Source organism: Sporichthyaceae bacterium (assembly GCA_036493475.1).
Lineage (GTDB): Bacteria > Actinomycetota > Actinomycetes > Sporichthyales > Sporichthyaceae > DASQPJ01.
Map to the genome: position 1 here is coordinate 1 of DASXPS010000089.1, position 20,011 is coordinate 20,011.

Sequence of the window (20,011 nt, forward strand, 5' to 3'; positions counted from 1 at the left end):
GGAACTCGCCCCGCGCACTGCGACGTCGTGCACCCACTGCTGTTCAACCTCCTTCGTTGCCGGTCGTGCGAGAAGGCCCTCTACAAGAACCAATTTCCGACCCGGGTGCGGACGGGGACTCTGGTTTGTCTCGATCCGGCGCAGGTGCCCGTGGTCCGGGAATGGGCGCGCAATCACGGCTTCGATGTGTGCGCGCGAGGTCGGATCCCGCAGGAGATCATCGCGGCTTATCAGGGGAATCCGTCGCCGTCGAACGTGACTAAGAAGTTCCCGTATTACGGGTGCATCAACCGGAACTGCGAACGGAGGGTCACCGTCGGGCTCGCGGCCATCGAGAAGCATGTCGTGGAGGAATTTCTGGAGGTCTGTGGCGGCGCGGCAGCGGTGGCGGAGCACTCGGTAGAGCCGGAACCGAGGCACGAGCTGGACGAGATCGAGGCAGCGATCGACGCGACCGCTCAGGACATGACGAAAGATGACGCCAACTACATGAAGCTCACCGAGCGCATGCATTCCCTGAAGGCTGTGCGGGCCGCGCTGAGGGTCGAGGAGGAAGATGGCCCCGCCAGGCCCAAGGTGACGCGGCGGAGCGACGGAGCGACGATCGCCGAGGCGTGGGCAGCTGAGGAAGACGTCACGACACGCCGCATGATGCTGACCGCGGCCATCGACGCAATTTGGGTCGATCCAGTGGAGCGCCGTGGCGGGCGATATCTCGACCCGAACCGGGTCAAGATTCAGTGGCGCGGGCAACTGGTCGAGGACGAGGCGCGGTGAGCAGCGGCGGCAAACTCGTCCGGATGCTGTCCGCCGAGATCGCGCGGTACGAGCGCGCGTTGCTCGCCGAGCCGGGTCCCACCGAGCGGGCTGACCTCCACATCAATGCCGCGCTGACCCGCGCCCGACTGGCGGGCGCGGTGGCAGCGCTGCAGCTCCTGCAGGGTCCGTGTTCACCCGAGGACGCGATGAGCATCGGATTGCAGGTTGCCGACGCCATCGCCGAACAGGCATCTCCGCATAGTTCGGCGATCGCGTCCGGTGTTGTGTCAGTCAGGAGCGCGGGAACTTGACCCCGGTCTCGGCGTGACAGTCGTAGCCGTTGGGGTGCTTGTAGAGGTATGCCTGATGCCCTTCTTCCGCGTAGTAGAACTCACCCGCGGGCGCGATCTCCGTGGTGATCTCGCCCAGCCCGGCGCGGGTCAGCGCCTCCTGGTACTTGTCCCGCGACTCGATAGCGATCTTGGCCTGCTCGTCGGTGGTGGTGAAGATCGCCGAGCGGTACTGGGTGCCGATGTCGTTGCCCTGCCGGTTGGGCGTGGTCGGGTCGTGAATCTCCCAGAACGTGATCAGCAGGTCCGCGTAGGACAGCTGCTCCGGATCGAACACCACCAGCGCTACCTCGGCGTGCCCGGTGCGCGCGGTGCAGGTCTCCTCGTAGGTCGGGTTCGGCGTGAACCCGCCGGAGTAACCGACCGCGGTGACCCACACCCCCGGCATCTGCCAGAACTTGCGCTCGGCGCCCCAGAAGCAGCCCAGACCGAGGATCGCCACCTGGTAGCCCTCGGGGAACGGCGGGAAGATCGAGCGGCCGTTGACGGCGTGCCGCTCCCGAACGTCGTAGGGCCGTTCCGCGCGGCCGGGCAGCGCCTCTTCCGGGGCCACCATGACCTGCTTCGTACCGCGTCCGAACAGCATCAGCGTCTCCTCCTGAGTCGCGTCCGATTCTGCCCGGTTCAACGCCGCCATGCCGCTGCCTGTTTCCCCGGCCGCAGGATTGTCATCGCTCGGTAAGCCGTAGCGTGGCGACCATGTCCAGCGACGAACACGGCTTCGCCACCCGCGCCATTCACGCCGGTCAGCAGGCCGAGGGCGGTACCGGGGCGGTCGTGCCGCCGATCTTCCAGGTCTCCACCTACAAACAGGACGGGGTCGGCGGCCTGCGCGGCGGTTACGAGTACAGCCGGTCCGCCAACCCCACCCGCACCGCGTTGGAGACCTGCCTGGCCGCCCTGGAGGGCGGCGTGCGGGGGCTGGCGTTCGCCTCCGGGCTGGCCGCGGAGGACACCCTGCTGCGCACCGTGTGCGGGCCTGGTGACCACGTGATCATCCCCGGCGATGCCTACGGCGGCACCTACCGTCTGTTCGCCCGGGTGCATGCCCGCTGGGGCCTGGAGTTCACCCCGGTGCCGCAGCACGATCTGGACGCGGTGCGCGCCGCGGTGCGTCCCACCACCAAGCTGATCTGGTGTGAGACGCCGACCAACCCGTTGCTGGGCATCTCCGACCTCGCCGCACTGGCGGAGATCGCGCACGGTGCGGGCGCGCTGCTCGGCGTGGACAACACGTTCGCCTCCTCCTACCTGCAGCAGCCGCTGGCGTTGGGCGCGGACGTCGTCATGCACTCCACCACCAAGTACCTGGGCGGGCACTCCGATGTGGTCGGTGGGGCGCTGGTGGTCGCCGACCCGGAGCTGGCCGAGCAGCTGACGTATCATCAGAATGCCATGGGCGCGGTGGCCGGCCCGTTCGACGCCTGGCTGGTGCTGCGCGGCATCAAGACCCTCGCGGTGCGCATGGAGCGGCACTGCGCCAACGCGGAGGCGGTCGTCGCGTTCCTGGGGGAGCACCCGCGGGTGCACACCGTGCTCTATCCGGGCCTGCCCGACCATCCCGGCCACGACATCGCCGCCAAGCAAATGCGCGCGTTCGGCGGCATGATCTCCTTCCGCGTCGACGGCGGTGAGGCAGCCGCGGTCGAGGTCTGCAACCGGGCACGGGTGTTCACCCTGGCCGAGTCGCTGGGTGGGGTGGAGTCGTTGATCGAGCACCCGCACCGGATGACGCACGCCTCGGTGGCCGGCTCAGCCCTGGAGGTGCCCGCCGACCTGGTCCGACTCTCCGTGGGCATCGAGGACGCCGCCGACCTGATCGCCGACCTGCGTGGCGCGCTGGGCTGAGTTGCGGTGCACGGTCTCCGGCATGCGTAGCGACATCAGCAGACCGAGCCCGAGCACGGCCGCGGTGGAGCAGAACGCGGCGGAGTAGGAGACATGTTCGGCCAGCGCCCCGGCGATGACCGGCCCGCACACCGCGCCCACATCACTGGACATGCCAAAGGCGGCCACCACGGTGCCGCCCCGGCCGGCGACCACGTCCCCGACCACCGCGGACGGCCCGACGGACAGCGCCGAGGATGTGGCGCCCAGCATGGCCATGGCCAGCAGGAACGCCGGCAGGTTCGGCGCGAAAGCCAGGACCAGCGAGGCCGCGCCGCCCAGCGCGGTGGCGGCAAGCAGTAATGGTCGGCGGCCGATCTGGTCGGCCACCTTGCCGACCGGGTAGAGCATGCAGGCGTCGGTCAGCGACCCGACCAGCAGGCCGATGCCGGTCCAAATGGTGCCGCGGTGCAGCGACTCGACAACGAACAACGGCACCAGCGACGACCGGATGCCGAAGATCGCCCACCCGGTGCCGGTGTTGACCGTCAATGCGGCCTGGTAGGCCTTGTCGCGCAGCGCCACCCGCAGCTTCATCGGCGGCGGCCGGGATAGGTCGTCGGTCGCGGTGTCGACCAGCCGGGAGCGGCCGAGGAATGCCATGGCGATCGACCCGGCCAGGGCGAGCGTGCCCGCGTAGAGGAAGAACGGCAGCCGCAGCGAGATGCCGCCGAGCAGGCCACCGAGCACCGGACCGGTCAGCCCGCCGAACAGGAACCCGCCGTAGTAGATGCTGCTGGCCCGGCCGCGCCGCGACGTCGGCACCGAGTGCAACAGCAGGCTCTGCGCGGAGACGCTGAACATCACCGAGCCGACCCCGCCCACCCCGCGCAGGATCAACATCTGGGCATAGGTCTGCGCAGTGCCGGTGAGCAGGCTGGACACCGCGACGATGCCGATGCCGGTGGCCATCATGCGCCGCTCGCCGAACCGGTTGACCAGCATCCCGCCGGCCGGACCGAAGACCAACCGCATGAACGCGAACGCGGAGAGCACCAGCCCGGCCGCGGTCTGTCCGACGCCGAACTTGCGGGCGAACACCGGGATGATCGGCGCGACGATGCCGAAGCCCAGTGCGACGGCGAAGGCGACCGCGCCCAGCACCCACACCTCGCGAGGCATGTCGCTGGCCGCCGCGCGGCGTCGGATCAGGGCGCGCATGACTCCCCAACCTCTCACGGCGTGTCGGGCATTCCGCGACCCCGGATAGCCCTCGACGCCATGAGCCGACGGTGGGTTCGAGGGCCGTCAGCCGGCGTGGCGGGCGGTGCGGTTGCGGCGGCGCAGGTAGTCGCTGACCACGAAGTCGCCCAGTCGGCCCGGGTCCGGGTAGAACACCTGCCCGCCGTTGCGCCGGGCCACCTCGTCGCAGAACTCGGCCAGGCGCGGGTCCGGGTCCAGGGAGAACACCGAGATCCGAGCGTTGCGCCGGGTCATCGCGTCCACCTGGGCGTAGGTCAGGGTGAGCGTCTCCCGGGACGGCGGCCAGTCGAACCACACCCCGCCGTCGCGGGTGAGGTGCGCGGTCGGCTCGCCGTCGGTGACCACCAGCACGATCCGTTCGGTGCCGGGGTGCCGGTCCAGGAACTTGCCGGACAGCAGCAGCGCGTGCTGCAGGTTGGTGCCCTGCACGTAATCCGGTTCCAGGGTGGCCAACTCGGTCGGGTTGATCTCCACGGCGTGCCGGGAGAACGCGACCAGTTGCACCGCGTCGGCCGGGTACATGCCGGTGACCAGCGCGTGCAGCGCCAGTGCGGTGGTCTTCGCGGACACCCAGGTATCACGCAGCGCCATGGAGTACGAGCAGTCCAGCAACACCGACACCGAGGCCCGGCCACGCCGCTCGGTCTCCGCAACCTCGAAGTCGCTCACGTCCAACGAGATGACGCCGTCCTCGCCGGCACCGCCCCGCCGGATGGCATTCGTCAGCGTGCGAACGACGTCCAGCGGTTGCGCGTCGCCGAACTGCCACGCGCGGCTGGCCCCGGTCAGTTCACCCGCGGCACCCGCGGAGTGGATGTCGTGCCCGCCGGGTCGCGGCGCGGACAGCGACGCGAACACCCGACGTAGCGCGCTCTGCCCGATGCGCCGGATTGCCTTCGGGGTCAGCTCCAGTCGTCCGGCACTGCGGTTGAGCCAACCCTGTTCCTCCAGTTCCTTCTGGATGCGGCGCAACGCGTCCAAATCGTCCAATGCACCCCGGCCCAGCGCGCGGCGCACCGCCTCGTCGTCCACGTCGGTCAGGTCGGCGCCGGGATAGTCCTGCCCCAGCGTCGCGGCCACCTCCTCCAGGTCGGCAAGCTCCTGCAGCGCGGTGGTGGCATCGCCCAACCCCAACGGTTCCGAGCCAGACAGCCGGGACCCGCGGTCCCAATCCAGGTCGGGGCGCAGGGCGCGCAGCGCGTCGGTCAGTCGGCTCATCTCGGCGGCCACGCCGAGGTCGTCGAACACCCCGGCGGCGAGCTCGGCCAGCTCCGCCCGCTGCTCCGGGGTGAGGGAGTCCATCAGCCGCTGCGCGGCTGCCATGCGTCGGGCGAGGGAGTCCACCAGCTCGGCCAGGTTGGCCGGGTTGTCCGGGAAGAAGTCGCCATACTGGGCCATGAACTCGTCGAACTGATCCTGCGTCAGTTCTCCGCGCTCGTCTGCGGCGATCATCTCGTTGAGGTCGGCGAGCATGTCCTTGACCCGGGCCAGGTCCTCCGGGGTGGCCTCACCCAGCGCCTGCTTCATACCGGCGAACCGGCTGTCCAGCACCTCGCGGCGCAGCAGGTCCTGGATCTCCCCGTAGGTCGCCGCCGCGTCCGGGGACTGCCAGTCGTACTCGCGCAGGTCGGCGATCGCGCGCGCGGTCTCCGACGGCACCGCGTCCAGCCGGGCCTCCCGGAACCGGGCGTCGTCGCTGGGGTCGGCGAACAGCGCCGCGCGCTCCTGCCCGATCGCGGTGTCCAGCAGTCGGCGCACCTCCTCCAGGGTGCCGTCCGCCCGACCCCGTTTGCGCAGCTCCTTGGCCCGCCGCAGTGCGTCCCGGCGTAGCTCGTTCAGCCCGCGGCGGCCCTCTGTGCCGCGGTGCAGCAGATCGCGCAGCGCGTCGCCCGGCCGGTCCCCGCGCAGCACCTTGTCGCCCAGGGCGTCCAGCGCGTGCCGCACGTCGTAGGGCGCCGCCAACGGGTCCGGCCCGTCGTCGTAGGCGCCATACCGATACCGACTCATCGCCGACGCCCTCCAAAACTCCCGAGGCGTCCGAACAGCCGTGAGCTAGCGGCCATGGTCGTTCGGACGCCCGACCAGAAAGTGGCCGCGGTCGTCATGCCGCGGAGTACGTGGCGCGTCCGCCGGCGGTCTTCTTGGAGATCTTGCGGCCCAGGTACAGCCCTTCCAATGCGAACTCCGCGGCTGCCGCCGCGTGCCCCGGTGACTCTGCGTCACTCATGCCCAAGCGGCTCATCAATTTGCCCAGGCCCGGTACCGGGCCCAGGGCCGACAGCAGGTCCGCGGCCGGGGTGACGTCGCCGGACGCGATCGGCTCGCCGGTGGCGATCCGCGCGGTGAACCCGCCCAGGTCGGCGCCGCCCAATCGGGCGCGGAACACCTCGTGGGTGGCCTTGCGCAGCAGGTGGGCGAGCACGTCGAGTTCGCGGCCCTCCTCGCCGGCCTCAAACTCCACCTTGCCGCGCAACGTCGGCACGATCGAGGCCAGGTCGGCCACCCGGGCGACCGCGGTCTCCCCGGTGAGCGCGGCCCGTCGCTGTGCCGAGGCAGCGACGGTCTCCGCGGCGGCGATGGTGAACCGCGCGGAGACACCGGATCGGGAGTCCACCGCGGGGGCATTGCGTACCGCCCGGGTGAACCGAACCAGCACCTCCAGCAGGTGCGCGGGCACTAGCGAGTCGTCCGCCTCCAGCAGTGCCCAGTCCGCCTCCTGGCGCACCAGCGCCAACTCGTCGGACAGCTCCAACGGGTAGTGCGTGCGGATCTCCGCGCCGAACCGGTCCTTGAGCGGGGTGATGATCCGCCCGCGGTTGGTGTAGTCCTCCGGGTTCGCGGTGACCACCATGAACAGGTCCAGCGGCAGCCGCAGCGCGTACCCGCGGATCTGCACGTCGCGCTCCTCGAGCACGTTGAGCAGACCCACCTGAATCCGCTCGGCCAGGTCCGGCAGTTCGTTGACCACGAAGATGCCCCGGTTGGCCCGCGGCACCAGGCCGTAGTGCACCGTCTGCGGATCCCCCAGGCTGCGGCCTGCGGCCACCTTGACCGGGTCGATGTCACCGATCAGGTCACCGATCGAGGTGTCCGGGGTGGCCAACTTCTCCGCGTACCGCTCGTCCGCGGCCAACCAGGAGATCGGCAGCTGCTCACCCAGCTCCGCCACCAGCTGCCGGCTGTGCGCGGTGAGCGGAGAGTAGGGGTGCTCACGCAGTTCCGAGCCGGTGATGTACGGGGTCCACGGGTCCAGCAACGAGACCAGGGTGCGGGCCAGTCGGGTCTTGCCCTGCCCGCGCTCGCCGAGCAGCACCAGGTCGTGGCCGGCGAGCAGGGCCCGCTCGAGTTGCGGCAGCACGGTCTCGTCGAATCCGACGATGCCGGGGAAGCGGGGGGCGCCGGTGGCGAGCAGGGCGAGCAGGTTGGCCCGCAGCTCGGCCTTGACCGGGCGGAAAACGTGACCGGACGTGCGCAGTTCGCCCAGGGTGCGCGCGGTCGGGGGAGAGGTGAGAGCAGCGTTCATGAGGACGAACCTACGTCGCGGGACCGGTTCCTGCCCCGCACCGTCCGTGCCAGACTCTGACCCGCCCGACGACCCGGAAGGGGGCACCGGCCCATGGACAACGCGTTCCCACGTACCTGGTGTGAGGCGTTCGGTCGGGTGGCCGCATTGCACCCGGATGCGGTTGCCCTGCGTACCCCCGCCGACGCGACGGTGCTGACCTGGGCGGACTGCCGCCGTCGGGTGGACGCCATCGCCGCGGTGCTGCATGAACTCGGTGTGCGCCGCGGCGACACCGTGGCCATGATGCTGGTCAACCGCCCGGAGTTCCATCTTGTCGACACCGCCGTCCTGCACCTGGGCGCGACCCCCTTCTCGATCTACAACTCCAACTCCCCGGAGCAGATCGAGTACCTGTTCGCGAACGCCGGCAACAAGGTGGTGGTCACCGAGCCGCAATTCGTCGCGCGGCTGCAGGCCGCGGGCGCGTCCTGCGTGGTGAGCGTCGAGGAGTGCCCGGACGCGCTGTCGCTGACCGAGTTGGAGGCCACGGCCGCGCCGATCGACGTGGCCGCGATGGCCGCCGCCGTCCAGCCCGACGACGTGGCCACATTGATCTACACCTCGGGCACCACCGGCCCGCCCAAGGGTGTGGAGTGCACCCACCGGCAGTTGCTCGCCGCCGCCGAGGGGATGGCAGCGTGGTTCCCGGTCGGCCCGGAGGACTCCAACGTCTCGTTCCTGCCCTCGGCGCACATCGCCGACCGCATCGCCAACCATTACCTGCACCTGCGCTACGGCATGTCCATCACCTCGGTGGCCGACCCGCGGGCGGTCGCCGCGGGCCTGGTGGACGCGGCCCCCACCGTCTTCGGTGCCACCCCGGGGATCTGGCAGCGCATCCGCAGCGCGGTGTTGCCCACGCTCGGCGGAACCGCGCCCGCCGACCTGGACCCGGCGATGAAGGCCGCGATCCGGGAGAAGCTCGGCCTGCACCAGCTGCGCTGGGCGGCCTGCGGTGCCGCCCCGGTGCCCCCGGAGGTGCTGGCCTTCTTCAACGACCTCGGGGTTCCGGTCGTCGAGGTCTGGGGCATGTCCGAGATCAGCGGCATCGGCACCACGAACCTCCTGGCAGACAACCGGCCGGGCAGCGTGGGCCGCGTGCTGCCCGGCTCGGAGGCGAAGCTGGCCCCCGACGGCGAGCTGCTGTTCCGCGGCGCCCAGGTGATGCGGGGTTATCGGCACCAACCCGAGGCGACCGCGGCGGCGATCGACGCCGAGGGCTGGTTGCACACCGGGGACGTGGCCACTGTCGATGAGGACGGCTACATCACGATCATCGACCGCAAGAAGGAGATCATCATCAACGCAGCCGGGAAGAACATGTCCCCGGCCAATATCGAGACCATGCTGAAGGCCTCCGCCCCGCTGTTGTCGCAGGTGGTGGCAATCGGGGACGCCCGTGGCTACGTGACCGCGTTGTTCGTGCTCGACCCGGACGCCGCGGCGGCTTGGGCCACCGCGCAGGGTCTGGACGAGCGCACCCCGGATGCGCTGGCCACGAACCCCGCCCTGCTGGACACCCTGGAGGCGGGCGTGCGGGCGGGCAACCGGCGGCTGTCCCGGGTGGAGCAGATCAAGCGATTCCGGGTGCTGCCCGATGTATGGGTTCCGGGTGGGGTGGAACTGACACCTACGATGAAGTTGCGGCGGCGTCCGATCGCGGAACGCTACGCCGCCGAGATCGAGGAGCTCTACGACCCCGAACCCCCGGCGACGGTGCGATCGCTCGCGGCCGAGATTCCGTAGCCAACTCGGCTACACGTCCTACAGCGGAGGCCGCCATGCGGTTCGGCAGCGCAGTGGCCCGGGTCGCCCCCGGTCGTGCGGAGCAGTCCGACCCGCCCGAACTTGCCGAAGCCGTGCTCGGGGTCCCGGCGACGGTGTTGCAGTCGGGTGATCTGGCCGCCGCGGCGACGGCGGCCGCGGGCGCTGCGCTGGCCGCACTGGACGGCGCGGTGCCCGACCTGGCCTGCGTGTTCATCAGCGGCTACGACCCGGTGGAGATCGCCGCGGCGGGGACCGCGGCGGCCAACATCCTCGGCGCCGAGGCGATGATCGGCTGCAGCGCGCCCGGCGTGATCGGGCTCGAGGTGGGGCTGGAACTGCAACCCGCGGTTTCGGTATGGGCGGCGGTGCTGCCCGGCGCGGAGCTGCGCACGTTCCACCTGTCCGTGCTGCGTGGCGACGAGAGCCTCACCGTGCTCGGCCTGCCGGACGCGGCCGCCGAACACAGCGTCGCGGTGCTGCTGGCCGACCCGCGGACGTTCCCGATCGACGGGTTCGTGGAGCTGTCCAACGAGGTGTTGCCAGGATTGCCGTTGGTCGGGGGGTTGGCCACCGGCGCGTTGCGCGGCGGCTCCACCTGGTTGTGCCGGGACGGGCAGTCCTTCGACGGCGGCGCGGTGGGGGTGCTCATCGGCGGGGACATCGCGGTGGCCACCGTGGTCAGCCAGGGCTGCCGACCCATCGGCCCGACGATGATCGTGACCAAATCCGAGGGCAACGAACTGCTCGAACTGGCGGGCAAACCGGCCACCGAGAAGCTGCAGGACATCATCACCGAGCTGGATCCGGAAGAACGTCAGCTGGCGCTGACGGGGCTTCAAATCGGTATCGCGATGGACGAGTACGCGGAGACCCACGAACGCGGCGATTTCCTGATCCGCGGCGTGGCCGGGCTGTACCCGGACCACGGCTCGGTGGTGGTGGGCGATGTGGTCGACATCGGCCGCACGGTGCGATTCCAGGTCCGCGATGCGGCCGCCGCGCACGACGAACTGGGCGCGGTACTCACCAAGTTTAGGGATGTCGCCGGTGCCCCCGGTGGGGCGTTGCTGTTCTCCTGTAACGGCCGCGGGGCGTCCATGTTTGCCTCCGCCGACCACGACCCGCTGATGGTCGCCGAGGGCCTCGGGGTGGGTGCGGTGGCCGGGTTCTTCGCCGGTGGCGAGATCGGCCCGGTCGGCGGGCGCAACCACCTGCACGGGTTCACCGCCTCCATCCTCACCTTCGGCGGCGAGGAGCCGAGTGCCTGACCGGGCACCGGTGCTGGCCGTCGACATCGGCGGCACGAAATTCGCCGCGGGCGTGGTGGACGTCTCGGGTTGCGTGCTGGCCTCGGCGCGGGTGCCCACGCCGCGGTCACCGGACGCCGAGGTGTTGTTCGCCGCGCTGCGCACCCTGATCGAGCAGGTGCGCGCCGACGCGATCGCGGCCGGGGCGCCCGCCCCCCGGGGCATCGGCGTCGGCACCGGCGGGCCGATGCGCTGGCCCGAAGGCGTGATCTCACCACTGAACATTCCTGCCTGGCGGGACTTTCCGTTGCGGGCCCGACTGCGCGAACTCGCCGGCGAGGCGCCGGTGCGGGTGCACAACGACGCCATCGCCCTGGCGGTGGGCGAGTGGCGGTGGGGTGCCGGGCGCGGCCACGACAACGTGCTCGGCATGGTGGCCTCCACCGGCGTCGGTGGCGGGCTGGTGCTGGGCGGCCGGGTGGTGGACGGCGCCTCGGGCAACGCCGGGCACGTCGGGCACATCGTGGTCGATCCCGCCGGTCCGGAATGCGCGTGCGGCGGATTCGGCTGTCTGGAGGCGATTGCCAGCGGCCCGCGCACCACCGAGCGGGCCCGGGCAGCCGGTTGGATCGGCCCGGATGCGGTGGCGTTGACCGCGGATGCCCGCGCCGGGCACCCGGTGGCCGCTGCCGCGCTGGCCCGCGCCGGGGAGGCGTTGGGCATCGGCATCGCCTCGGCGGTCGCGCTGTGCGACGTCTCGATCGTGGTGTTGGCGGGCGGATTGGCGCAGGCGGGGGAGTTGCTGTTCGATCCGCTGCGGGTGGCTTATGCCCGACATGCGCGGCTCACCTTTGCCCGCGACGTGCCCGTGGTGCCCGCCGCGTTGGGCTCCGACGCCGGCCTGATCGGGGCAGCGACGTTGCTGTCGGGCGGGGAGACCTGTTGGTCCGCTGAGGACTGACGGCCTCTCAGCCGGCCCGAAGCGTACGCCAACCGAACGCTCAATCCGGCCACCAACGCTGGGCCCATGTCGCTCACACCCACCGTGCCGGGATCGCTCGACCCGGACACCATCCCGATCCCTCGTGGCACGCTGCGCACCGCCCCGGTGGTCGACGTCGTGATCCCCGTGTACAACGAGGAGAACGACCTCGACCCCTGCGTGCGCCGGCTGCACCACCTGCTGTCAACGGCGCTGCCGTTCACCTTCCGCATCACGATTGCGGACAACGCCAGCGTCGATGCCACCGCGCAGGTGGCCCGGTCGCTGGCCGCTGAACTGCCCGGGGTGCGCAGTGTGCACCTGCCGGAGAAGGGCCGCGGTCGCGCCCTGCGCACGGTGTGGAGCGCGTCCGACGCCGCCGTGCTGGTCTACATGGACGTGGACCTGTCCACCGACCTGGCCGCGCTGCTCCCGCTGGTCGCCCCGCTCATCTCCGGCCACTCGGATCTGGCCATCGGTACCCGGCTGCACCGGGGTGCGCGGGTGGTCCGCGGGGCGAAGCGCGAGGTCATCTCCCGCTGCTACAACCAGATCCTGCGGCGCACCCTGGCTGCCCGGTTCTCCGACGCCCAGTGCGGCTTCAAGGCCATCCGAGCCGACGTCGCCCGCCGGTTGCTGCCGCTGGTGCAGGACGCCGGCTGGTTTTTCGACACCGAACTGTTGGTGCTCGCCGAACGCGCCGGACTGCGCATCCATGAGGTACCCGTCGACTGGGTCGACGACCCGGACAGCCGGGTGGACATCCTCGCCACCGCCAAGGCCGACCTGCGTGGCATCGCCCGACTCAGCCGGGCGTTCGCCACCGGCGCACTGCCCATCGCGGAGTTGTCCGCGCAGTTGGGCCGCGCTCCGTTGGAGCCGCGTACCCCGGGGGTGCCCGCCGGGCTGACCCGCCAGATCGTCCGCTTCGCCGCCGTCGGCGCGACCAGCACCATCGCCTACCTGGTGCTGTTTCTGCTGCTGCACCCGGCCCTGGGCGGACAGTTCGCGAACGTCGCCGCGCTGCTGCTGACGGCGATCGGCAACACCGCGGCCAACCGCCGGCTCACCTTCGGCATCCGCGGCCGGGTCGATTCGACCCGCCATCAGCTGCAGGGGCTGGGCGTGTTCGGCATCGCGCTGGTGTTGACCAGCGGATCGCTCGGGCTGTTGCACGCCACGGCCGGCTCGGTCGGCCGCGGCACGGAACTCGCGGTGTTGGTTGCGGCGAACCTGGTCGCCACCGCCGTGCGCTTCGTGCTGCTGCGTGCCTGGGTGTTCAGTCGCTCGACCGCCACTCGTACCGACGTTGTCCTCGGGGGGATCTCATGACGCTGGATGTGCGGGCCGTTCTCGGCCAACCTGACTCGGCGCCCGCGCCGGTGGGCGTGCGTGAGGGGCGCGCCGCGCGCCTGTGGCGAGGTCGTCCGGAGGACCCACGCTGGGTCCGCCCCGGCTTGCTCGGCCTGCTGATCGCCACCGCGCTGCTCTACCTGTGGGGGTTGTCCGCCTCCGGGTGGGCGAACTCCTTCTACGCCGCGGCCACCCAGGCGGGGTCGGTGAGTTGGAAGGCGTTCTTCTTCGGCTCCTCGGATGCCGGGAACTCCATCACGGTGGACAAGCCGCCGGCCTCACTGTGGGTGATGGCCCTGTCCGCGCGGATGTTCGGGCTCAGCTCGTGGAGTTTGTTGGCACCCGAGGCGCTGCTCGGCGTGGGCACCGTCGGACTGCTCTACCTGTCGGTGCGCCGCCGGTTCGATGCCGCGGCCGGCCTGCTGGCCGGCGCGGTGCTTGCGCTGACCCCGATCGCGGTGCTCATGTTCCGCTTCGACAACCCCGACGCCTTGCTGGTGCTGCTGCTGGTCGCGGCCGTGTATGCGATGCAGCGGGCGCTGGAGCGTGGCTCCACCGGGTGGATGGTGGCGGTCGGCACGCTGATCGGCTTCGCGTTCCTCACCAAGATGCTGCAGGCGCTGCTGATCGTGCCGGGCCTGGCGCTGGTGTGGCTGATCGCGGCCCCAACGCCGTTGGGTCGACGCATCAAGCAGTTGCTGCTGGGCGGGCTCGCGCTGCTGGTCTCGGCCGGCTGGTGGGTGGCCATCGTGGAGTTGCTCCCGGCCTCGGCCCGCCCGTACATCGGCGGTTCGCAGCACAACTCCGTGCTGGAACTGGTGCTCGGTTACAACGGCCTGGGCCGACTGTCCGGCAACGAGACCGGCAGCGTCGGCGGCGGGGGTGGCCGCGGACCCGGCGGCGGTGGGATGTGGGGCGAGACGGGTTGGCTGCGCATGTTCAACGCGGACAACGGCGGCCAGATCTCCTGGCTGATCCCGGCCGCGCTGCTGTTCGGCGGCTACCTGCTGTGGGCGGCCCGCAAGGCGCCGCGCACCGACCCCGCGCGTGCGGATGTGCTGCTGTGGGGCTCCTGGTTGCTGGTCACCATGGCCACCTTCAGCTTCATGGCGGGCATCTACCACGCCTACTACACCGTGGCCCTGGCCCCGGCGGTCGCGGCGTTGATCGGCATGGGCGCGGCCACCGCCTGGCGGCGCCGGCGCGACCCGGTCGCCGCGGCGAGCATGGCGGTCGCCCTGGTGATCACCTCCTGGTGGTCATCGCACCTGCTGCACCGCGGCCCGCAGTTCCACTCCTGGATGGCGCCCACCGTGTTGGTGGGTGGCCTGCTGGCGGCGATTGCGCTGCTGGGTAACGCCTTCCTGCCGCGGCGGATGGCCACGGTGGTGGCGTTGACCGCGGTGGTGTTGGGTCTGGCCGGTCCGACCGCCTACGCCCTGGACACCGCGAGCACCGCGCACACCGGGTCCATCCCGAGCGCCGGACCGCGGGTCAGTGGCGCCATGGGCGGGCCGGGCGGTGGCCCCGGTGGCGGCTTCGGTCGCCAGTTCCGCGGCAACTCCGCCCAGAACGGGTTCCGCGGCTTCGGCGGGTTCGGTGGCGGCGGCCAGTTCGGTGGCGGACCCGGCGGCGGCGCGGCCGGCGGCCTGCTCGACGCCGCGCAGCCCGGCGCCGCACTCACCGCGCTGCTGAAGAACGGCGCCACCGGCTACACCTGGGTGGCCGCGGCGGTGGGCTCGAACACCGCAGCCGGCTACCAGTTGGCCTCCGGCGCCGCGGTGATGCCGGTCGGCGGCTTCAACGGCAGCGACCCGTCCCCGGCGCTGGCGCAGTTCCAAGCAGACGTGGCGGCGGGCAAGATCCACTACTTCATCGGTGGTGGCGGCTTCGGTGCGCAGATGGGCGGCAGTCAGGCCGCGTCGGAGATCGCCACCTGGGTGTCGTCGACCTACACCGCCCAGACCGTGGACGGCGTGACGATCTACGACCTGACCGCGTCCTCGTCAAGCGGTGACGCTTCGTCAGCAACCGCCGGCTGAGGCCGGGGCGGTGGTTGCGGGATGAGGGCGGCAGCCACCACCGCAACCACCGCCACCGGCAGGGCGAAAGTGAAAACCCGGGTCGCGGCATCGGCGAAGGCCTCGGTGAACGCCGCCCGGGTGGCCGGCGGCAACGTCGCGATGTGGTCGGGCAGCAGCCGCAGCTGGGTCGGATCCAACTGGGTCCGGCCCGCTCGCTCGCCCAGCACATGGCTCAGCACCGCGACGCCGACCGCGGAACCGACCGTGCCGCCGAGGTTGCGGAAGAACGACACCGACGCGGTGGCCACCCCGAGATCGCCGGGCGGCACCGACGCCTGCGCGACCGCCACCAGGATCGGGGAAACCAGGCCCAGGCCGAAACCGAGCACCACCAGCACGAGCATCGTCAACCCGGCCGAGGTGCCCGCGTCGATCCGGCTCAACCCGCCGATGCCGACCGCGATCAGCACGGTGCCCATCAGGGGCGGGGTGCGATGCCGGCCGGTACGGCTGACCATCCGACCAACGCCGACCGAGGCGACCAGCAGGCCCGCGGTCAACGCGCAGAGCATCTCGCCGGCCACCGTCGCGCTGCGGTCCTGCACCAGCTGGAGGAACAGCGGCACGAACAGGATCGCGGCGAACAGGCTCACCCCGCCGCAGAAGGCCACCACGCAGGCCGCGGCGAAGCCGCGGGAGGCGAACAGTCGCAGCGGCAGTACCGGCGCGGTCGAGGTGCGCTGCACGAGAACGAAGCTGACCGCGAGCAACGCGGCCACCACGACCAACGCCCGGGTGCCGGTGCTGCCGTACCCGGTCTCCTGCCCGCGGCTGGTCCAGCACAGGAAGAAACCGACCGCCGCGGCCAACAGCAGCCCGGAGAACGGGTCCAGGTGCGCCCCGGCGCGCCGGGTCGAGGCCGGCAGGGTGCGCGCCACAAGGCCCAGCACGATCAGCCCCAACGGCAGGTTCACCACGAACAGCCAGCGCCAACTGGCGTGGTCCACCACCAGGCCGCCGATCAACGGCCCGAGCACCCCGGCCAGGCCGAACACCGCGCCGAACAGGCCCTGGTAGGCCGGACGTTTCCGCGCGGGTACCAGGTCGGCGATCACCGCCAGCGCGATGGACAGCAGGCCGCCGCCGCCCAACCCCTGCACCGCGCGGGCCGCGGCCAGGGCGCCCATGCTGTTGGCCACCGCGCACAGCGCGGAGCCCGCCAGGAAGGTGCCCACCGCGCCCAGAAACATCGGCTTGCGGCCGTAGACGTCCGAGGCCCGGCCGTAGAGCAGGGTCGCTGCGGTGGCCGTCATCAGGTAGGCGGTGATCACCCAGTGGGTGTCCTCGACGTGGCCGAGATCACCGGAGATGGTGGGCAGCGCGACGGCCACGATGGTGCCGTCCAACGCCGCGAGCAGCACGCCGAGCATGAGGCCGAGCAACGCCCGGTGAAATTGTTGGCTGGTCAGCTCGGTCCTTCGTCCCTCGCTGAGCAACGCCGAAGTCGGCTCGGCGTCACGGGCATTCACCCAACCAGGGTAGAGGGACGGCGCGGGTGCTCTTCCACGGGCAGCCCGGCTGACAGACTGCGCCGGTGGCCGATCTTCCGGTGACCCTCGCGCACGTGCAGGCCGCCCGTGAGTTGCTCACCGACGTCATCCGGGTCACGCCCATGCAGGGCACCCGGGTGCTCTCCGCCCGCTGCGGCGGCGAGGTGCTGCTCAAGTGCGAGAACCTGCAGCGGGCCGGGTCGTTCAAGATCCGTGGCGCCTATGTGCGCATCGCCCGGCTTTCCGACGCCGAACGAGCTCGAGGTGTGGTGGCGGCCAGCGCCGGTAACCATGCGCAGGGCGTCGCATTGGCCGCCTCGTTGCTCGGTGCGGACTCCACGGTGTTCATGCCGAACGGCGCCCCGCTGCCCAAGGTCGCCGCGACCGAGGCCTACGGCGCGAAAGTGCGTTTCGCCGGGCACGACGTGGCCGCGGCCATCGATGCCGCCGAGGAGTTCGCCGAGCAGATGGGTGCGGTGCTCATCCACCCCTTCGACCACCCCGACGTGGTCGCCGGGCAGGGCACCGTCGGGCTGGAGATCCTCGAACAATGTCCCGGCGTGCGCACCATCGTGGTGCCCACCGGCGGCGGCGGGTTGCTGGCCGGCGTGGCCGTGGCCGCGCGCGCGCTGCGCCCGGAGGTCACCGTGGTCGGTGTGCAGGCGGCCGGTGCCGCGGCCTACCCGCCGTCGGTGGCCGCTGGGCATCCGGTCTCGCTGCCCGGCACCGCGACCATGGCCGACGGAATCGCGGTGTCCACCCCCGGCGACGTGCCGTTCGAGGTCATCGCGGAGTTGGCGCCGGAGGTGCGCACGGTCTCCGAGGAACAGCTGTCCCGGGCTCTGCTGCTGTGCTTGGAGCGGGCCAAGATGGTGGTCGAGCCGGCCGGCGCCGCAGGCGTCGCGGCCCTGCTGGACGACCCGCAGGCATTCGCACCGCCGGTGGTCGCGGTGTTGTCCGGCGGCAACGTGGACCCCGTGCTCATGCTGCGCGTGCTGCGCCACGGCCTGTCCGCGGCCGGTCGCTACGTGGCGTTCCGGCTGCGGGTGGCCGACCGGCCCGGCGCACTGGCCGCCATGCTCGGCGAACTGGCCGCGGGCGACGCCAACGTGCTCGAGGTGGAGCATCTGCGCACCAACCCCCGGCTGCATGTGGACGAGGCCGAGGTCTACGTGCAGATCGAGACCCGTGGCGGCAGCCACACCGATGCGGTGTTGGCCCGGATGCGGGCCGCGGGCTACACGCTCACCTTCGGCTGAGCGGCCCCGGCAGGGCCCCGCCGGCGCACAGGCGATGCGGACGAGGCGCTGAGCAGGGATTATGCACACCGTGGGCGATGCGATCCTGGTTGAGGGGTTGGTGAAGCGCTTTGGCGAGGCCGCGGCGCTGGACGGCCTCGACCTGCGCGTCGGTGAGGGCACCGTGCTGGGACTGCTCGGGCCCAACGGGGCGGGCAAGACCACGACGGTGCGCATCCTCACCACGCTGCTGCGCCCGGACGCCGGCCGGGCCGTGGTGGCCGGGCTGGACGTCACCCGTCATCCGGCCGACGTGCGTCGGCGCATCGGCATGGCCGGGCAGTTCGCCGCGCTGGACGTCACGCTGTCCGGCCGGGAGAACCTGGTGATGTTCGGTCGGCTGCACCGCCTCGGGCGCCGGCAGGCCAACCGCTCCGCCGACCGGCTGCTGGCCGCCTTCGGGCTGACCGACGTGGCGGGCCGGGCGGTGCGCACCTTGTCCGGCGGCATGGCCCGTCGCCTGGATTTGGCCGCCGCGCTGGTGGCCACTCCCAAGGTGTTGTTCCTGGACGAGCCGAGCACCGGTCTGGACCCGCCGTCCCGGCTCGAGCTGTGGGACCTGTTGGCCGGTCTGGTCGCCTCGGGGATGACGTTGCTGCTCACCACGCAGTACCTGGAGGAGGCCGACCGACTGGCCGATCACGTCGCGGTGGTCGACCACGGCCGGGTGATCACCTCGGGCACCCCGGACGAGCTGAAGCGTCGCATCGGCGGGGAACGGGTCGACGTGCACCTGGCCGACCCCGCCGATATGGACCGCGCGGTTGCCGCGCTGCGTCCGATCGCCCACGGGGAGCCGGTCGTGGACGCCGCGGCCGCGGTGATCGGCGTGCCCGCCGCAGCCGGGGCGTCGACGGTCATCGCCGAGGTGGTCCGGGCCCTGGACCGCCACCGGATCGCGATGTCCGACATCAGCACGCACCGTCCCACGCTGGACGACGTGTTCCTCGCCGTCACCGGACACACCACGTGACCGCCACCGCAGCCGACGACAGCCAGGGGGCCGGACGGGCGGCGGCCCGCCGCCGGCCCGCCGGGGACGCGCGCGGTTCCCGCTTGTCCCGACTGGCCTGGGCGCTGTCCGACGCCGCGGTGATGACCCGGCGCAATCTGATCCACACCGTGCGAGTGCGGGAGCTGTGGCCGTTCATCATTATCCAGCCGGTGCTGTTCGTGTTGCTGTTCGCGGAGGTTTTCGGCGGCGCCATTGAATTGCCCGGTGGGGGCAACTACCGCCAATTCCTGATGGCCGGCGTTTTCGCCCAGGCCGTTGCGTTCACCACCTACCCGACCGCGGTGGGCGTGGCCTGGGACATGCAACTGGGCCTGATGGATCGCTTCCGCACCATGCCCATGCACCCGTCGGCGATGTTCATCGGACGCACGTTCGGCGACCTGGGCCGCATGGCGATCTCCGTCACGCTGATGGCGTTGTGCGGGCTGGGCGTCGGCTGGCGGATCAACGACGGGTTCGCCCGGGCCGCCGGCGGCTTCGCGCTGCTCGCGCTGTTCGGTTTCTCGATGAGCTGGGTCGGCGCGTATTTCGGCCTGGTGGCGAAGAGTGTGCAGGCGGCACAGAGCCAGCCGATGCTGTGGTTGTTCCCGGTCACGTTCGTGTCCAATGCCTTCGTGCCGACCCAGCACATGCCCGGGGTGCTGGAAAACGTGGCCAACTGGAACCCGGTGTCCTCGGTGGCCGCGGCGATCCGGATGTTGTTCGGCAACCCGCACCCGTTCGCCGACCCGCACTCGTTCCCGGCGCAGCACGCTGTATTGCTCACGGTGTTGTGGTCGGTGGGGATGACGGTGGCCGCCGCGGTGCTCTGCACCCGACGTATGCGAGCCGTTGCCCGTTGATCGGCCGCGGTTAACCGAAATCCATGACATATGTAATGGGATTCGGGCATGTCCGGACTTCTTTAGAAATTGCGGATATTCACGGAATGTCCCACCTGTCGATGATGGGGCACGTCCGGCCGCCCGCGCCGGACCTGTGGAGGTTTCCGTGTACAAGATCATTAAGGCT

General features: G+C 71.1%; 16 protein-coding genes. 11 read left to right on the forward strand and 5 right to left on the reverse strand.

Going from position 1 to position 20,011, the window contains the following annotated elements; all coding sequences use genetic code 11:
• Positions 1-777 (forward strand): histone-like nucleoid-structuring protein Lsr2 (locus tag VGJ14_09795; protein HEY2832706.1); only part of this gene is annotated, 777 nt, incomplete at its 5' end.
• On the forward strand, positions 774-1,070 hold the full coding sequence (locus VGJ14_09800; GenBank protein ID HEY2832707.1) for a hypothetical protein: 297 nt from the start codon (positions 774-776) through the stop codon (positions 1,068-1,070). The genes VGJ14_09795 and VGJ14_09800, both read left to right, overlap by 4 nt.
• Here VGJ14_09800 and msrA read toward each other — a convergent pair.
• Positions 1,051-1,695: a peptide-methionine (S)-S-oxide reductase MsrA gene (msrA, locus tag VGJ14_09805; protein ID HEY2832708.1), complete on the reverse strand. Its 645-nt coding sequence runs from the start codon at positions 1,693-1,695 to the stop codon at positions 1,051-1,053. The genes VGJ14_09800 and msrA overlap by 20 nt on opposite strands.
• A gap of 113 nt (positions 1,696-1,808) precedes the next feature.
• Between msrA and VGJ14_09810 the strand changes: the two genes are divergently transcribed.
• The gene (locus tag VGJ14_09810; protein ID HEY2832709.1) at positions 1,809-2,957 is read left to right on the forward strand and encodes a cystathionine gamma-synthase; all 1,149 of its coding nucleotides are present in this window, start codon (positions 1,809-1,811) and stop codon (positions 2,955-2,957) included.
• Here VGJ14_09810 and VGJ14_09815 read toward each other — a convergent pair.
• From VGJ14_09815 to VGJ14_09825, 3 genes are all read right to left on the reverse strand, one after another.
• Entirely contained in the window at positions 2,862-4,157 is a 1,296-nt protein-coding gene (locus tag VGJ14_09815; GenBank protein HEY2832710.1) for an MFS transporter, read from the reverse strand. The genes VGJ14_09810 and VGJ14_09815 overlap by 96 nt on opposite strands.
• Before the next feature lie 87 nt (positions 4,158-4,244).
• A complete protein-coding gene (locus VGJ14_09820) occupies positions 4,245-6,206 on the reverse strand; it encodes a hypothetical protein (GenBank protein ID HEY2832711.1) in 1,962 nt (653 codons plus the stop codon).
• Between the two features lie 94 nt (positions 6,207-6,300).
• Positions 6,301-7,722: a magnesium chelatase gene (locus VGJ14_09825; GenBank protein HEY2832712.1), complete on the reverse strand. Its 1,422-nt coding sequence runs from the start codon at positions 7,720-7,722 to the stop codon at positions 6,301-6,303.
• 93 nt (positions 7,723-7,815) lie between these two features.
• On the opposite strand from VGJ14_09825, the gene VGJ14_09830 reads away from it, so the two are divergent.
• From VGJ14_09830 to VGJ14_09850, 5 genes are all read left to right on the forward strand, one after another.
• Positions 7,816-9,510, forward strand: coding sequence for an AMP-binding protein (locus tag VGJ14_09830; protein ID HEY2832713.1), 1,695 nt, complete (start codon positions 7,816-7,818; stop codon positions 9,508-9,510).
• A gap of 35 nt (positions 9,511-9,545) precedes the next feature.
• The gene (locus tag VGJ14_09835) at positions 9,546-10,799 is read left to right on the forward strand and encodes an FIST N-terminal domain-containing protein (GenBank protein ID HEY2832714.1); all 1,254 of its coding nucleotides are present in this window, start codon (positions 9,546-9,548) and stop codon (positions 10,797-10,799) included.
• Complete coding sequence (locus VGJ14_09840; protein HEY2832715.1) at positions 10,792-11,739, forward strand: ROK family protein; 948 nt, start codon at positions 10,792-10,794, stop codon at positions 11,737-11,739. The genes VGJ14_09835 and VGJ14_09840 overlap by 8 nt, the downstream gene beginning before the upstream one ends.
• Before the next feature lie 66 nt (positions 11,740-11,805).
• Complete coding sequence (locus VGJ14_09845; GenBank protein HEY2832716.1) at positions 11,806-13,092, forward strand: bifunctional glycosyltransferase family 2/GtrA family protein; 1,287 nt, start codon at positions 11,806-11,808, stop codon at positions 13,090-13,092.
• A complete protein-coding gene (locus tag VGJ14_09850) occupies positions 13,089-15,155 on the forward strand; it encodes a glycosyltransferase family 39 protein (GenBank protein ID HEY2832717.1) in 2,067 nt (688 codons plus the stop codon). The genes VGJ14_09845 and VGJ14_09850 overlap by 4 nt, the downstream gene beginning before the upstream one ends.
• On the opposite strand, the gene VGJ14_09855 is transcribed toward VGJ14_09850, so the two are convergent.
• Positions 15,098-16,666 carry an MDR family MFS transporter gene (locus tag VGJ14_09855; GenBank protein HEY2832718.1) on the reverse strand — a complete coding sequence of 523 codons (1,569 nt, stop codon included), beginning with the start codon at positions 16,664-16,666 and terminating at the stop codon, positions 15,098-15,100. The genes VGJ14_09850 and VGJ14_09855 overlap by 58 nt on opposite strands.
• 65 nt (positions 16,667-16,731) lie before the next feature.
• On the opposite strand from VGJ14_09855, the gene ilvA reads away from it, so the two are divergent.
• The 3 genes from ilvA to VGJ14_09870 all read left to right on the forward strand — a co-directional run bounded on the left by ilvA (position 16,732) and on the right by VGJ14_09870 (position 19,842).
• On the forward strand, positions 16,732-17,946 hold the full coding sequence (gene ilvA / locus VGJ14_09860; GenBank protein HEY2832719.1) for a threonine ammonia-lyase: 1,215 nt from the start codon (positions 16,732-16,734) through the stop codon (positions 17,944-17,946).
• A gap of 61 nt (positions 17,947-18,007) precedes the next feature.
• Positions 18,008-18,958 carry an ATP-binding cassette domain-containing protein gene (locus tag VGJ14_09865; protein ID HEY2832720.1) on the forward strand — a complete coding sequence of 317 codons (951 nt, stop codon included), beginning with the start codon at positions 18,008-18,010 and terminating at the stop codon, positions 18,956-18,958.
• On the forward strand, positions 18,955-19,842 hold the full coding sequence (locus VGJ14_09870) for an ABC transporter permease (protein HEY2832721.1): 888 nt from the start codon (positions 18,955-18,957) through the stop codon (positions 19,840-19,842). The genes VGJ14_09865 and VGJ14_09870 overlap by 4 nt, the downstream gene beginning before the upstream one ends.
• Positions 19,843-20,011 lie beyond the last annotated feature (169 nt).